Source organism: Clostridioides sp. ZZV14-6387, assembly GCF_020657835.1.
In the GTDB taxonomy this organism is placed as follows: domain Bacteria; phylum Bacillota; class Clostridia; order Peptostreptococcales; family Peptostreptococcaceae; genus Clostridioides; species Clostridioides difficile_A.
In genome coordinates, this window is sequence record NZ_JAGWCW010000049.1 from 1 (window position 1) to 15,841 (window position 15,841).

Genomic DNA, 15,841 nt, shown 5'->3' on the forward strand with positions numbered 1-15,841 from the left:
CCTGTTGGACCTGTTGCTCCGGTTGCTCCTATTTCTCCAGTTGCTCCTGTGTTCCCTGTTGGACCTGTTGCTCCGGTTGGTCCTATTTCTCCAGTATTTCCGGTTGGACCTGTTGCTCCAGTTGCTCCTGTGTTCCCTGTTGGACCTGTTGCTCCGGTTGCTCCTATTTCTCCAGTATTTCCGGTTGGACCTGTTGCTCCTGTTGTTCCTGTGTTTCCTATTGGACCTGTTGCTCCGGTTGGTCCTATTTCTCCAGTTACTCCTGTGTTTCCTGTTGAACCAGTCGCTCCAGTTGACCCTGTTATTCCTGCGTTTCCAGTTGGACCAGTCGCTCCTGTTGGCCCTATTTCTCCGGTATTTCCTGTTGGTCCTGTTGCTCCTGTGCTTCCCATTGGGCCTCTTGGTCCGGTTGGACCTGTAACTCTAATTGGAGGACATCCGAATTTAGGAGGACAGCACTCTTTTTTTCTTTCTTCAAATGTTATAAGTATATATGGTTTGTTACGACCTCTACTAGATGTAAACTCTATAATCTTACAAGGATAATTTAAAGATAAAGCTAATCCATAATTAGGATACTTGCCCACCGCCCATGCTTTTACAATACTTGTAATATTTAAACATATATAGTTAGATGTATCACTTATACCAATTGGTAAATATCCTTCAATATTTTCTATAGGCAATTTATCATTCCATGATATAGTCCTTGAATTATAATATTCGGTTATTCTTTTTACTTCAATATCTATTTTTTCATTAAAAATATAATTATTATCTGAATTAATATGAATAAATAACTCTGCTTTTAGTATATTTTTATCTTTTAATATTTCTGGTATTCTTACTTTGAAAAAAGTAAGAAGTTTTTCTTCTACAAAAGTACTTGAATATTTAGTTCCTATTAAACAATATTCTAAAAAACTAAAGTTTTTATCTGGATATTTTCTTGATATAAAGGTATCATCATTTAAATAAAGTATAATATTTCTCATTTATAATCCCTCCATTTTGGGTCTATATTATACTATGTTAAAAAACGTACTTAGTTACAACAAAGTTAAAAATTTACTTTCTTAAATATTTATATAATAATACCAATTTCTGCAAAAAAGAACCTGTAATTAGAAGATTCTAATTACAGGTTCTTTTTCATTGTTATATATTACACTTTAAATTATTCCTTGACTGGCCTAGCTGGTGTAAACTAAACCAGTCTCTCTCAAATATTAAGCACTTTTTTCTTCTTATGTTTTTTAGGATTTATTGTCTCTATTATTGTAAACCAAAGTTATAAAATTGTAAATAGAAGATATTTCCATGATGATATTTTTTTATAAATAAAAAACATAGAAAAACTTATTTTTCTTAAATAAAATAGATAAAATAGCTTAAAAAGACACTGGAATAATTGTTTTCCATATGTCTTCCATATTTATTTAATATATTATTATATACAAACTTGGATAAAAATATTTTTAGTAAAATTTTTTTAACTGTACTTTATTTTTTAATTAAAATTTTATGATACTAATTTTATGGAATAAGTATCATAAAAATCCAATGTTATTTCTAGTTGGTATATTTTGTAATTTATTATTTTAATACACAATTTCTTATTATATAGAATAAATAAAAAATGAGATGTATTCGTCTAAAGACGTAACTACATCCCATTTTATCTTCAATAAACAACATATATTTTGACTTTTACTTATAACTAATTTTTATATATGTTTTAATTTTTTTCTACATCAGAGTAATCTATTCCAAAAGTCTCCACAGTAACAGATTTCATAACTTGTGGAGTTTGTGGCTTATCAGCTGCATCTGTTCTAATTGATGCTATTTCATCAACAACCTCTATACCTTCTATTACTCTACCAAATCCTGCATATTGACCATCTAAATGTGGTGAATTTTTATGCATTATGAAAAATTGAGAACCAGCTGAATTAGGTGCCATAGTTCTAGCCATTGATATGACTCCTCTTTCATGTTTTAAATTATTAGTAAATCCATTCCCACTAAATTCACCTTTTATAGAGTGACCTGGACCACCCATTCCTGTACCATTTGGGCATCCACCTTGTATCATAAATCCTGGTATTACTCTATGAAATATTATTCCATTATAATATCCCTCATTTACTAATGATACAAAGTTTTTAACTGTATTTGGTGCTATATTTGGGTACAACTCAATTTTAATTTCTTTTCCATTTTCCATTTCTATAGTTACTATAGGATTTTTATTTTCCATAATTCATTACCTTCCTTTTCCTTAGTTAAATTATACAATTACATTTATTATATTATACTCTAAATTAAAGTCTATCAAGTATATTTTTTCCTATTTCATATCCTTCTTGATAAATAGCTTTACAAAACTCATCATCAAAATTAAGAGTGTCTTTAGGTGCGAACTGAGTATTTGGTCTAACTACTATTATTCTGTCTTCATCGTATGTTTTTTTAATATCTTCTGGCAATTCATAATTATATTTCGTTGATATTAAAATAATCTTATCCACATTATCCACAATTAAAGGTTCAATCAATGCACTCCTAATTAGACCTCCATCTAATTTAAAACCATCATATAGTCCTTCTTGAACATCTTTTGCAAATTGTTCTTTAAAACCAAGAGTGGCCTTTGGATTTGATGGTAACAATCCACTGTATGAAATACTGATAATTGCTTCATCACGAGTCATTTTTGATACATCAACAATCTTTTCTGATACTACCTTATTATTGACTTCTACATAGTTAACATAAAACTTCATTTCTTCAATTTTACTATCATCTAGTTCCCTCAAATTGTCTATAGCAGGAGAATTATCCACAGTATTATTTACTATTTTTACATTTCCATTCTGGATATCTTTTATATTTGTCCACATTTTTTCTAAGTTATCAACATTACCTGTGTACAAATAATATCCATTTATTGCTCCTATTGATGTCCCTGAAATTGAATAAAATTTATTTATTCCTCCATCATATAATGCCTTTACTACTCCTGCTTGGTAAGCCCCTTTTGCGCCTCCACCTTCTAAGCATAATCCTAATTTCATAGTCTCATCTCCAAATTGTTTATCTTATATTTATATTTCAAAAAACTTGCTAAACGTTTTATATATACTATAATGGTCTTCAACATTTCCTAATTCTCTTATAGAGTGCATTGCCAAAATTGGACTTCCCACATCCACAGATGGTATATCTATATGAGTTGAAGATATTGGACCTATAGTACTTCCACCTCTTTCATCTGACCTATTAACAAATTCTTGATACTCAACATTAGCTTCTCTACATATATTCTTATAAACAGCTATAGAATACCCATCACTTGTATATGCCTGACTAGCATTTATCTTTATAACAGGTCCTTTTCCCATAACTGGTTTATTAGTTGGGTCATGTTTTTCTGGAGTATTTGGATGGATAGCATGAGCCAAATCTGATGATATCATAAAAGATGAATAAATAGACTCAAAGAACTCTTCCCTATCTTTACCTATTGATAAACAAATTCTTTCCAATATATTTAATAGCATGTTTGAATCTGCACCTTGTTTAGTAGAGCTACCAACTTCTTCATTATCAAATACGGCCATTACATTTACGCCATTTTGACCTTTAGTATCGATAAGAGCATTCAAACTAGCATGTACCATAGCAAGATTGTCTTGTCTTCCTATAGATATAAATTCATCATTAGCCCCTATTAAACTTCCTTTTTCAAATTCATATAAAAACAAATCAAAATCTATGACATCTTCCATATTTACATCCAAATTAGATGCTATTTGTTTTAAAAGGAAGTTATCTTTTTCTAATGTATCATTCAACAAACCAACTAAAGGTAACATATCCTTTTGCTTATTATATGAATGACCATCATTTATACTTCTATTTAAGTGTATAGCTAGGTTTGGTATTATACAAATTGGCTTTTGAAAGTTTATAAGTCTTTCGCTTGGCTTTAATACATTATCACTCTTTAAAACTACCCTGCCAGCTATGCCAAGAGGTCTATCTAACCATGTGCTCAATATTGCTCCTCCATAGCACTCTGTATTCAACTTCAAATAAGATTTTTCAGCTTCTATTTCTGCATTTGGTTTAATGCTAAATGTAGGAGAATCTGAATGAGAACCTATTATTCTAAAACCATCTTTCTCTATGTCTTCTGAATTAACTACAAAAGCTACTATAGCAGATAAATTTTTAGTAACATAGTATTTTCCACCCACTTTTAGGTTCCACTTATGATTTAAAGCTAACTCTTCAAATCCATTTTTATCTAGAATTTCTTTAGCACTATCAACTGCATGAAAAGATGATGGACTATCATATATGAAGTCTATTAAGTTCTTAGCAAAATTTATACTATCCATTCCCTATATTAACCTCCATTATAAAATATTTAGTGTTGTATATTCTTTGTTTATTTTTTTAATTCCTTGCTTGTCAAAAGCTATAGTAACATCTGTGCCAATTATAGATACTACTGTCCCAACCCCAAATTTAGGATGATGCACTTTAGAACCAAGTTTTATATCATCTGGGTTAGTCTCTTTATTGGAATCTTTTATTGTAGCATTAACTTTGTCAGCAACTTTAGATTTACTTATAGTATTCATGTACTTTTTAGTATATTTATCTAACATATTATAGCTTGCTTTAGAATAACTCAGTTCTTTCTTTACTTTGTACAATCTTTCTATACATTCTTCTGGTAACTCCTCCATAAATCTCGAAGCTATTGCAACATTTGTTTTACCATATAATGTCCTCTTCTCTGTCAATGACATATATAACTCTTCCTTGGCTCTAGTTATACCAACATAACAAAGTCTTCTCTCTTCTTCTATCTGTGAATCACTTAGAGACTTTATAGCTCTTGATATAGGGAATAATCCTTCTTCCATACCTATTAGGAATACTACAGGGAATTCTAGCCCTTTAGATGTATGAATTGTCATAAGAGAAACCCTATCATTGTCTTCTTCATCATTTGATTCAGATGTAAGTGCTATACTAGTTAAGAATGTTTCTAAGTCTTTGTTTTCATAATTCTCATCACTACTACTTTCAAACTCCAAAGCTATAGATATGAATTCTCTTAAGTTGTCAATTCTATCTTGAGCTTCCTCTCCTTTACCAGTCAAATCTTTTTCATTCTTATTCCTTATCTCTACAAGTTCATCCATATATCCTGTAGTATCTAAGACCTTTTCTATAAGTTTACTAACAGGATAAACTTCTTTTATAGTTCTAAGTGTACCTATAATATCAACAAATCCACTTATACTTGCTCTTGCTTTAGTAGATATATCTGAATTTGTCTCTATATCAATTAATACTGAATATATACTTTCCTGCTTTAAATTAGCTCTATCTTCAATTTTTTCTATTGTTCTAAGTCCTATACCCCTTCTAGGTACGTTTATAATTCTTTTTATAGATATATCATCTTGTGGATTTTGAATAACTCTTAAATACGCTAACAAATCCTTTATTTCTTTTCTCTCGTAAAATTTTGTACCACCATATATATTATATGGTATTTGACTTCTATTTAAAGCATCCTCTACAGGTCTAGCTTGTGCATTTGCTCTATAAAGTACTGCAAAGTCTTTATATGGTCTCTTCTCTTTTCTAGCTATTTGTGCAATTGAATCAGCAATGAAATCAGCTTCTTCTATTTCACTACCAGTTAATTGTATCTTTATAAGCTCTCCTTCTTTTTTTTCACTCCAAAGCTTTTTCCTTTTTCTTTCTATATTATTAGATATAACTTTATTAGCTGCATCTAATATCACTTGTGTAGACCTATAATTTTGCTCCAATTTTACAACATGTACATTATCATAATCTTTCTCAAATTCAAGTATATTTCTTATATCTGCGCCTCTCCATCCATAAATACTTTGGTCATCATCTCCAACAACACAAATATTTTGATGTTCTCTGGCTAATAATTTTATCAATTCATACTGAGCTTTACTTGTATCTTGATACTCATCTACCATTATGTATCTAAATCTACTTCTATAATATGCTAAAACTTCTTCATTAGCCTTAAAAAGCTCTACAGTTTTAAGTATTAAATCATCAAAATCAAGTGCACTATTTCTTTTTAAACGGTCTTGATATAATGCATAAATATCTGCAATTTTACTCATTCTATTATCTGCCATGTTAATGTCTTTAAACTGTTTTGGAGTATAAAGCTTATCTTTTGCTCCTGAAATAGCACTTATAACTGCTTTTGGTTCAAACACCTTATCACTTAAGTTTAGTTCTTTAAGACAGTCTTTAACCAATGTAACTTGGTCTGCTGCATCATAAATTACAAAACTCCTGTTGTAACCAATCTTATTTATATCTTTTCTAAGTATACGAACACAGCAAGAATGGAATGTACTTATCCACATTTCCTTAGTCTCAGAACCTATATTTTGTTCAACTCTTTCTCTCATTTCATTTGCAGCTTTGTTTGTAAATGTTATCGCTAATATATTTGGTGGTTGTACACCTTTATCTTCTATAAGGTATGCCATTCTCGTTGTTAATACCTTAGTTTTACCTGAACCAGCTCCAGCCAGTATAAGTACTGGACCTTCAGTCTTTTCTACTGCTTCTCTTTGAGCAGGATTTAATGTATCTAAATTCATATTTCTCCTCCTGTTAACAGCCATAAATATATTTTAATCTAAAATATGAATTACTTCAAATTATAATTATGTATTATACTAATAGATTATTTCCAATATATTACAATTAAATAACACTTTACATATAATTTATTTTATTATTTAATAAAAAAATAACCTTATGATTTGGGGAATCATAAGGCACCTTTAAGGGGTCTAGGTTAAGGGTTATTATATATAAATCTATTTTTTTAAAATAGGTTTAGGGCTTAATTATTTGTTTGTATTAAGTTCTCTTTCTTTCCAGTACTTATACAAATCTTCTTCTTTCTTAAATAAAGGTAGGTTCATATTTTTGTGTACCTTTACTAGCCATGGGGATTCTAAGCCAGCTTGTATAATGTTATTTTCATTTACAAATACATTTTCTGCCTTTCCTTCATCAATTAAAATCCCCTTATCCAATACATATATATAATCGCATATTTCATACATTAAATTCATATCATGACTGGATATTACTATTTTTATATTATCTTTATTCAATCCCTTTATTATATCTACAATAGACCTAGTACTTACTGGGTCTAAACCAGCTGTAGGCTCATCAAGCAATATAATTTCATTTTCCATTGCTATAACTGATGCTATCGCTACCCTTTTTTTCTGACCATAACTTAAAAAATGTACTGGTCTATCTATAAAATCTATTCCATTAACAGCTACTAGAGCTTTATTTATTCTCTCTTTAATTATTTTTTCATCTATACCAATATTTCTCATTGCAAATGCTATATCATCGTATACTTTTGAATAGAAAATTTGTTTTTCTGGGTCTTGAAAGACAATACCCACATTTTTTCTAAGATTATACAAACTTTTTTTATCATATTTTAATTTTTCTTCTTTAAAAAGAATTTCTCCAGATGTAGGTTTTAATATACCCATTAAATTCATAAATAATGTTGATTTTCCTGAACCATTTGAACCTATTATACCTATAACATTTCCCTTTGAGAAATCCATATTAATGTTTAATAATGCATTGGCATTCTTTTCATATTGATAAGTTAAATTATTTATTTTAAACATCATTATCCCCTACTATGTGAAATTTACCATCATACAATTTTATGTCTAATGATATACACATATCATCATACCTTGTCATAAGTCTTTTGTACAGCATACTTCCAAGAATTCCTAAGGATTTATATGAAGTTTTTAAATTTATGTACCCAAATCTTAGTTCTTGTGACTTATATATTTCTGAAAATTCTTCTAAAAATATGAATATAAACCTATATATTAACATTGATAGCTCAACAAAAGTATCAGGTAAATGCATTTTTTTAAAGAAGAATATTAATTGATTAAAAGGTGTTGTAAGTATACAAAAGTATACACAAGTCAAACAAGACATAGCTCTAAATAACACATGAATAGACATGTCAATAGATGCTTTTGATATTCCTACATTGAAACTAAAAATTTCAAAACTATATAATAAGTCTGCCTTATTAAAAGATATATTTACAAGAGTTATTCCTATACTAAGAAATAAAAAGTACATTGGTATTCTGAGTAATTTTAAATAATTCTTTAAATCTATTCCAGCTACACAAACAACTAGAATACTCATTAAAATCATAATTCCACTTAAAACAAATATATTTTTTATTACCATAGAAGCAATCAGAAAGATTACTCCTATGGCTACTTTTTTATTTGGATTTACTTTACTTAATCTATTTGTATATGCATATTTATCAATTATAAGCATAATTAACTTCTCTTTCCTTTTTGAACACCTAATATGTACCCTATTACACCAGCACCTAACGCTGCTTGTGCAGAGAATAATAAACTTTCTATTTCTCCACTTGGTGGCTCATATGGGCTACTAAACCATGGTTCATAATCTGGATTTATCTTAGTAATTTCACTCTCAGCTTGACCATCTGCTCCTCCATATTCAGCTCCCGAATTAACAAGTAATGGGAATATGATAAGAGCTACTACTAATAAAAGTAGTAATATATTAGTTTTCGTCTTTGTTTTAGCACTCATTAGCTTTAACTCCTTTATCATTATTTTCTAGTATGCTTTTTTCTCCATTTTCTGTAATTAAATTATATACAATTACAGTAAGTATACCTTCTGCTATCGCTATTGGTATTTGAGTCATAAAGAAAATTCCTAAAAACTTAATTGCTGAAGCCATCACTCCACCTGATGGGTCTGGGAAAGCCAGTGCTAACTGTATCGAAGTTACTGTATATGTAGCCAAATCTCCTATTGCTGCTGCAAGAAATACTGGCATTGCATTATTTCCGTCTTTTTTCTTTAATGCTTTAAATATTAAGAATGATATAATTGGTCCTATAATAGCCATTGAAAAAGCATTAGCTCCTAAAGTAGTTATTCCTCCATGTGCCAATAGTAATGCTTGGAATATTAGAACTATAGTTCCAAGAACAAACATTACACTTGGTCCAAACATTATTGCTCCAAGACCTACTCCAGTAGGATGTGAACAACTTCCTGTTACTGAAGGTATCTTTAGTGCTGACAATACAAATACAAATGCTCCACACAGAGCTAATAATACTTTCTTTTTAGGGTCTTGCTTTACTATTTTTCCTATTGATTTTAGTCCTACTAAAAAAAATGGTATAAATATAACTCCCCATGCTATAGACCATTTTACTGGTAAGTATCCTTCCATTATGTGCATTGCATTCGATGTAACTGGAGTTAAAATGATTAACATAAGTGCAGCTATAACCCCTAATTTGATATTTTGTTTCATTTTACTATCCCCTCTCTCCCTTTCTAATAATTAAAATATAAATAATATATGTCTGATTTATTTTAAAAATAAAAATAAAAAAGCCTAACTCGATGGCTAGGCTTCTAATTTTCGACAATCCAAATACAAACACATAAAATGAACATATCTGTATAATTATTATAAGAAACTTTCTCCATCCCCGAAGAAATTACTTTAATATTTTAGGCAGGTCTCCTGACTTAGCTTCTTCCTACTCCTCTTCCTTCCCATGAAATATAAAAGTATATCATCATAGTGGCTAACAAAAGTTTCGTCTGCATCACAGTAGCGGGGGCTGTAAAGGAATTTAACCTTTTTCCCTATTAATCTTGCTTGAAGAACCTATAATATTATATATTTAATTTTTAAATTATTCTTAAAACATTTGCTATATAAATCATTGTATACCTTTTCTGTGAAAATTTCTACATTTTTTACAAATTTTATTCATTTTTATATTTTTATGTATATAAATTATTTTTTATAATCTTGATTAATTTCTAATTATCTTCTTTAAATACATCGAAACCACATCAGAAAATCTAGTTATATCTCTTGAATATATAAAATCGTTTCCATATATTAATCTTTCAGCCTCAAGCTCTGATTCTTTCCCTGTGAATACTCCTAATACTAATATATTTTGTTTCCTAGCTTTTCTTACTTCATTAGCTGTATCTCTTAAACCAACTATCCCTCTATAAGCTTTTTCTCCTCTTAAGGTTCTCTCACTATTTTTTCCTATCTTTACATCATTGGGTCTTCCATCACTAAGAACTATCAAAATTTTATTTTCTTCATCTCTATTTATTAGACCACTACATATAGATTTTATAGCTAAACCATCTCTATTATTACCAGCACAAAAGTATTCAAATATATTTTCACTATTTTTTAAACTATCATCATAATCTTTAAATCTTTTTAATATTGTATAATCCAAAAAACTAGAAAATCCCATAACTCTATTTGGTATGCCAACCTCTGTTAAGGCATTTGCAATTATATACGCCTGAATTGCCACATTTCCTTGATTTCTACTTTGAGAACCACTTGCATCTAATAATATATCAATAACATACTTTCCTTTTTCATTTTCTATATCTTTATAAAATATTTTATTATTATTACTTCTACCCACTCTCCAAGCCCTATTTGCTAATATAGTTCCACAATCAGAGTATACTCTTGTTTTAGCATTTTCTTCTATCAAAATTCTAGCTAGACTTTCTTTTAATCTCTTTATTTGTTGTCTATACATTCTAGCATGTTCTCTAAATTTCCCTAAATTATTTTCTTTTTGCCTTGTCACATATTTTAACTGGAATACATTATTACACTCACTTCTAAGAACTCCATCTGTAAAGTGTATTCTACACCCTTCATGAACATTTCTACAATTTTGTGTTTCAATCTTCTTAATTTCACCTTTACTCAAATAAGTTTTCCCATAATAATGTTCTATCTTTGAATATATCTTATTTGCAGTCTCTTCATCAACATATATTACTCTGTCTGCTGAATTGCTAGATTGAGAATCCTCAAAATCTCCTACTCCCTCTATAAGCATAGATGAAGATATAGAGTCTATATCACTTTCAATAATATTTTCTTCTTCATCACTATAAAGTTCTTCATACATAAAATCAGCAAATGTATCAAAATTTACATCAACATCTTTTACATTATTTTCATCATCTGTAGAACTACTTTCTTCTCCATTTAACATATATTCAAAATAAGTTAAATATATAACATCTAATGCTTTTAAAATCTCCATAATATCTTGATTTGTATCTATATTCCTTATGTCATTAACTATTCTTCTAGTTAGACTATCTAATGCTGGATGCTTGTCCATATTATAAAGTACAAAGGCATATTTAATTTTATCCATAATATTGTCATTGTGTATTTTGGTAAAACGTGAAACAATATCTTTATAAGCATTTCTTCTTATATCTTCTATCCCTGGTCTATCTTTAATAGCCTTTTCTTCAACTATTGTATTTAATATGACTTGAATCAGACCCAATATAATATCTTTGTCATATCCTTTTCGTATTCTATTTGTAAGGTATTTTTTTACTATGTGCCAATCTACATACTTTCTTCTAGCACCTGCAATTATTGCAAAATATAAACCTATTTCTTTTGAAGAATAATCTTTTTCTGATATATCTATACTTTCATTGTAATCTCCAGCTATTGTCCAAGATAAATTATTTGCTCTGTTTTCAAATTCATAATCATCATATATCCATTTCATAATCTCACCTATATTAAATATGACTTATTGGAAATACATCTATACTCTCCCATTTATTAGGTATTCTAGTTTTAATTACATCTCCAACCATTTCTTTCTCATATATATCGAAGGTCTTTCCTGTAAGTCCCATGTTAATTGCAAGAGTTGGTTTCAACCCTCTTCTTATAGTCTTAAGTGATGCCATGAGACCACGCAAGTCAATAGCTTTACTAGATATTTCACCATTTTGAGACTTCAACTGTAAATCTAGAAATATTCCTGCAAAATGCATTAATTTTTCTTCATCAGCATCTGGAAATTCATTTTTTAAAATCATCATCAACTTATCTTCTTCTATAGGAGGAATATCTATTACCATAAATCTAGATACTAGTGCCTCATTAAGTTCTTTTGTTCCTGCATATTCATAATTCATAGTTCCAATAAATCTCGTTGCTGGATGCAGATTTACTCTTTCATATCCAGGAACATCAATCAGTCTTCTATAATCTAAAGCTGAATGTACTACAACTACAGCATCATTCTTTGCCATATTAATTTCATCAAATACACCAAATCCCCCATTGATGGCACATTCATAAACAGAACCCCTTCTAAGCTTAACTTCATTATCTATAAATGTGTCTGTACCTATAAGTGTTGAACTATCTGTATTTATGTGAAATGATGTATTCCATTGAGGTCTATTAAATATCTCACCCAAGTTGTCAGCAAGTAAGTTTTTTCCTGTTGCTTTTGGTCCTGATAATAATATATTTTCTTCTTCCAAAATAGCTGCTATACACATAGACAAAATATCTCTTCCATAAAAATAAGTTTTAGACTTCGTTACCCTATATTCTAAATCTTTCTCTAGAGCATAATAACGTCTAAAATATAGTACATCTTCAATAAGTTTCTCATCTACCCCTTGTACCCTTAGATTATCTATTATATCCATATTCTTACCCCTTTTATATAAATAGTATTTGTTTCATTTCTTAACACCATTTTAGCATAAAAAGATATAAGGTGACTAACATATAAATTATTGTATTATTCTCTCTTTTATATTTATTATCTTGACAAGACTGATTTATAGGCCTATACTGTACTTAACTAACAAGTACAGTAAGTACAGTATAGGAGGATTAAATGGAAATAATCATTAGTAATAGTAGTGATAAACCTATATATGAACAAATATGTTTGCAGATTAAAAGTCTTATAATGAATGGAACATTATCTGCTGGTGAGATGCTACCATCTATGAGAAGTCTAGCAAAAGATTTACATATAAGTGTAATTACTGTTCAACGGGCATACGAGGATTTAACTCGTGATGGATTTATTGAAACTGTGTCTGGTAAAGGTAGTTTTGTATCTAGTCAAAATAAAGAGTTCATCCAAGAAGAACAGTTACGAATAGCAGAAGAATTATTGCAAAAAGTTTCAGAAATTGGTCGAACACATGGTATATCTTATGAGCAGATGACCAATATTCTCAAATTATTCTATGAAGATTAAGGGGATGTAAACTATGGAAAAGAATAATGTTTTAGTTCAAAACTTATATAAAAATTTTGATGATTTTTCATTAAAAGATGTTTCATTTTGTATTCCAAAAGGTAGAATTGTCGGCTTTATTGGAGAGAATGGAGCTGGTAAAAGTACCACAATTAATTTGATACTGAATGAATTGAAAAAAGATGCTGGAAAAATTGAGATATTTGGGGTAGACAATGCAACGTATTCAATTAAAAATGATATTGGTATTGTCTTTGATGAGTGCAATTTCCATGATATTTTTACTGTAAAACATATCAGTAAAATACTATCTGGCATATATACGTCATGGGATGATACACTTTATCAACATTATCTAGAAAAATTCAAGCTTCCATTAAAAAAAACTATTGGCTCATTTTCCAAAGGAATGAAAATGAAACTTTCTATTATATGTGCTATGGCTCATAGACCAAAACTTCTAATTTTAGATGAAGCAACAACTGGGCTTGACCCTGTTAGTAGAGATGAAATATTGGATTTGTTTTTGGAATTCATACAAGATGAAGAACACTCTATTTTCTTTTCATCCCATATCACATCAGATATACAAAAAATTGCAGATTATGTAATACTAATTCATAAAGGAGAAATTGTTTTTGAAGAACAAAAAGATAACTTAATCTACAATTATGGAATTATTAGATGTGGAAAAGAAAAATTTAAAACTATCTCACAAGATGATTATCTTATTTGCAAACAGACAAATATGAGTATAGAATGCTTAGTTGATGATAAAGAAACTGCAAGAAGAAAATATAAGGATGTAGTTGTTGATAATGCGACATTGGAAGATATTATGCTTTTCTATATTAAAGGAGGAATATTATGCGAGGATTAATTTACAAAGACTTCTATCTTTTTTTTAAAAGTATTGATAAGAAACTTATTATAATTGCAATATTGGCTATTATCCTTCTCATTATGAATATGGGGATATATGCTGGATTAATGACTTCAATTATGTTTTCTATTTCAATAGGTATGCAAAACATTATAAGTTTTGCAAGTGATGAGAATGTAAACTGGAAAAAATATCAATTAGCTATGCCTGTTAGTGGATATTCTGTAGTGGCAAGCAAATATATTTCTGTTATATGCACATTGGTTTTTAGTTTATCTGGAAGCATTATATTTAGTTTGATGAGCAGTATTTTCTATGGTAATTTTGAAATCAGTATATTGGGCTTATCTATTATTGCAGCAATTATTTTGCCACTTACTTGTACTGCTATTTGCTTACCTCTTACATATTGGTTTGGTTTCCGTTCAGCACAAACAATAGGATTACTTTTCGTCGTTCCTATTTTCTATTTTATCAAATATTTTGAGGATGGACCTGGACTTTCTACCATTATGACTTCTACTCAATCCTATTTGTTGATGGCTTTCACTACAGTTATAGTCTTATTCATTGTTTCTTTTGTAATAAGTGTACTTGGATATTCAAGAAAAAATAGCTGTATATAAAAATAAAGCTGATAATTAATTGCTCTTAACTACTACTCAATATGTCATTTCATTATTAAATTTAACTTATTCATTACAATTTGACATTAAATATCCCCGTTTCTACATTGTACTAAAAACGGGGATTTTGATTATTAGAAATTATCTCAAACACTTAAATCTTACAGTAAGTATAAAAAATGATGAAAAAATCTATTAATTTTTTATAATCTTAACTTATGATGTTTTTTATGTATATATGACTTAATAGTAAATCCAATAAGAATTAAAACTATTGGTATAATTAGAACTAGGAATTTATAATCATTATAATGGGACATTATTTTTACCCAACTCTCTGAGAAAATATACCCTATGCTAATTAGTGAAGTATTCCATATGGTAATTCCTACAATAGATGATACTACAAAAGTTATAATATTCTGACCTGCTATACCTGCTATAAAAGATATGTATGTTCTACATAATGGAATTAATCTACATACACAAACAGAAATAGAAGAATATTTATTAAAATAGTCCTGAGATGCAAATATTCCTTTCTTTGCCTTTGGACAAATCTCTACTATTTTATTTATGATAGATTTCCCACCCCAATTTCCTACTGTATAACAAAATATTGACCCAAGTATACCTGCAATTATACTCAAAATCAAAATTGTCAAAAACCCAAAATGATTCCTTGCGGCAATTGCTCCACATAATGGCAATACAACTTCGCTAGGTAATGGAAAACAAGCATACTCAATCATAATTAATACAAATACAGAGATTAATCCATATTGTAGAATAAAACTATTGATTACAGACACTTACTTATCTATCTCCTTTCTTATTTAAAAGTACATATCTATAAGAGCTCGCCACTCTATATTTAAAGAATCAATCTCTTTAAACTATTATATGTATTTATACAAAGTATTTATAACATACTTTGAAAATAGTACTTTAAAAATAAGAAACTTATATAAATAAAAAAGATTACGTGGCTACGTCCTACTCTCCCAGGCAGTTTCCCACCAAGTACCATCAGCGCTAGAGAGCTTAACT

The 15,841-nt window shown here is 29.1% G+C and carries 15 protein-coding genes and 1 riboswitch; of the genes, 3 read left to right on the forward strand and 12 right to left on the reverse strand.

Going from position 1 to position 15,841, the window contains the following annotated elements:
• The 11 genes from KGF38_RS19385 to KGF38_RS19435 all read right to left on the reverse strand — a co-directional run.
• Window positions 1-995, reverse strand: a 995-nt coding sequence (locus KGF38_RS19385) for a DNRLRE domain-containing protein (protein ID WP_227832640.1), incomplete at its 3' end; no start/stop codon positions are given.
• 743 nt (window positions 996-1,738) lie between these two features.
• Window positions 1,739-2,263, reverse strand: coding sequence for a peptidylprolyl isomerase (locus KGF38_RS19390; RefSeq protein ID WP_054269007.1), 525 nt, complete (start codon window positions 2,261-2,263; stop codon window positions 1,739-1,741).
• A 64-nt stretch (window positions 2,264-2,327) separates the two neighbouring features.
• Window positions 2,328-3,080: a patatin-like phospholipase family protein gene (locus tag KGF38_RS19395; protein ID WP_054269006.1), complete on the reverse strand. Its 753-nt coding sequence runs from the start codon at window positions 3,078-3,080 to the stop codon at window positions 2,328-2,330.
• Between the two features lie 30 nt (window positions 3,081-3,110).
• Window positions 3,111-4,409, reverse strand: a complete 1,299-nt coding sequence (locus KGF38_RS19400; protein ID WP_074179959.1) for a M18 family aminopeptidase — start codon at window positions 4,407-4,409, stop codon at window positions 3,111-3,113.
• Between the two features lie 18 nt (window positions 4,410-4,427).
• Complete coding sequence (locus KGF38_RS19405; RefSeq protein ID WP_054269004.1) at window positions 4,428-6,692, reverse strand: DUF3553 domain-containing protein; 2,265 nt, start codon at window positions 6,690-6,692, stop codon at window positions 4,428-4,430.
• 252 nt (window positions 6,693-6,944) lie between these two features.
• Window positions 6,945-7,763, reverse strand: a complete 819-nt coding sequence (locus KGF38_RS19410) for an energy-coupling factor ABC transporter ATP-binding protein (protein ID WP_054269003.1) — start codon at window positions 7,761-7,763, stop codon at window positions 6,945-6,947.
• The gene (gene cbiQ, locus KGF38_RS19415) at window positions 7,756-8,454 is read right to left on the reverse strand and encodes a cobalt ECF transporter T component CbiQ (RefSeq protein ID WP_009888184.1); all 699 of its coding nucleotides are present in this window, start codon (window positions 8,452-8,454) and stop codon (window positions 7,756-7,758) included. Before cbiQ ends, KGF38_RS19410 begins: the two co-directional genes overlap by 8 nt.
• 2 nt (window positions 8,455-8,456) lie before the next feature.
• A complete protein-coding gene (locus KGF38_RS19420; protein WP_009888183.1) occupies window positions 8,457-8,741 on the reverse strand; it encodes an energy-coupling factor ABC transporter substrate-binding protein in 285 nt (94 codons plus the stop codon).
• Window positions 8,731-9,483, reverse strand: a complete 753-nt coding sequence (locus tag KGF38_RS19425) for an energy-coupling factor ABC transporter permease (protein ID WP_054269001.1) — start codon at window positions 9,481-9,483, stop codon at window positions 8,731-8,733. The genes KGF38_RS19420 and KGF38_RS19425 overlap by 11 nt, the downstream gene beginning before the upstream one ends.
• Window positions 9,484-9,671: 188 nt before the next feature.
• A riboswitch (cobalamin riboswitch) is annotated at window positions 9,672-9,865 on the reverse strand.
• Window positions 9,866-9,997: 132 nt separating this feature from the next.
• A complete protein-coding gene (locus KGF38_RS19430) occupies window positions 9,998-11,773 on the reverse strand; it encodes a nitric oxide reductase activation-like protein (protein WP_074179957.1) in 1,776 nt (591 codons plus the stop codon).
• A 13-nt stretch (window positions 11,774-11,786) separates the two neighbouring features.
• Window positions 11,787-12,716 carry an AAA family ATPase gene (locus tag KGF38_RS19435; RefSeq protein ID WP_054268999.1) on the reverse strand — a complete coding sequence of 310 codons (930 nt, stop codon included), beginning with the start codon at window positions 12,714-12,716 and terminating at the stop codon, window positions 11,787-11,789.
• A 194-nt stretch (window positions 12,717-12,910) separates the two neighbouring features.
• Here KGF38_RS19435 and KGF38_RS19440 point away from each other — a divergent pair, with 194 nt between their 5' ends.
• From KGF38_RS19440 to KGF38_RS19450, 3 genes are read left to right on the forward strand one after another with little or no spacing between them, the layout of a single operon-like run.
• On the forward strand, window positions 12,911-13,282 hold the full coding sequence (locus tag KGF38_RS19440) for a GntR family transcriptional regulator (protein ID WP_054268998.1): 372 nt from the start codon (window positions 12,911-12,913) through the stop codon (window positions 13,280-13,282).
• A 13-nt stretch (window positions 13,283-13,295) separates the two neighbouring features.
• On the forward strand, window positions 13,296-14,162 hold the full coding sequence (locus KGF38_RS19445) for an ABC transporter ATP-binding protein (RefSeq protein ID WP_054275706.1): 867 nt from the start codon (window positions 13,296-13,298) through the stop codon (window positions 14,160-14,162).
• Window positions 14,150-14,791, forward strand: coding sequence for an ABC-2 transporter permease (locus tag KGF38_RS19450; RefSeq protein ID WP_054275705.1), 642 nt, complete (start codon window positions 14,150-14,152; stop codon window positions 14,789-14,791). The genes KGF38_RS19445 and KGF38_RS19450 overlap by 13 nt, the downstream gene beginning before the upstream one ends.
• 203 nt (window positions 14,792-14,994) lie before the next feature.
• Here the strand turns inward: KGF38_RS19450 and KGF38_RS19455 are convergent, their stop codons facing one another.
• Window positions 14,995-15,603: a DedA family protein gene (locus KGF38_RS19455; RefSeq protein WP_074179956.1), complete on the reverse strand. Its 609-nt coding sequence runs from the start codon at window positions 15,601-15,603 to the stop codon at window positions 14,995-14,997.
• Between the last annotated feature and the right edge of the window lie 238 nt (window positions 15,604-15,841).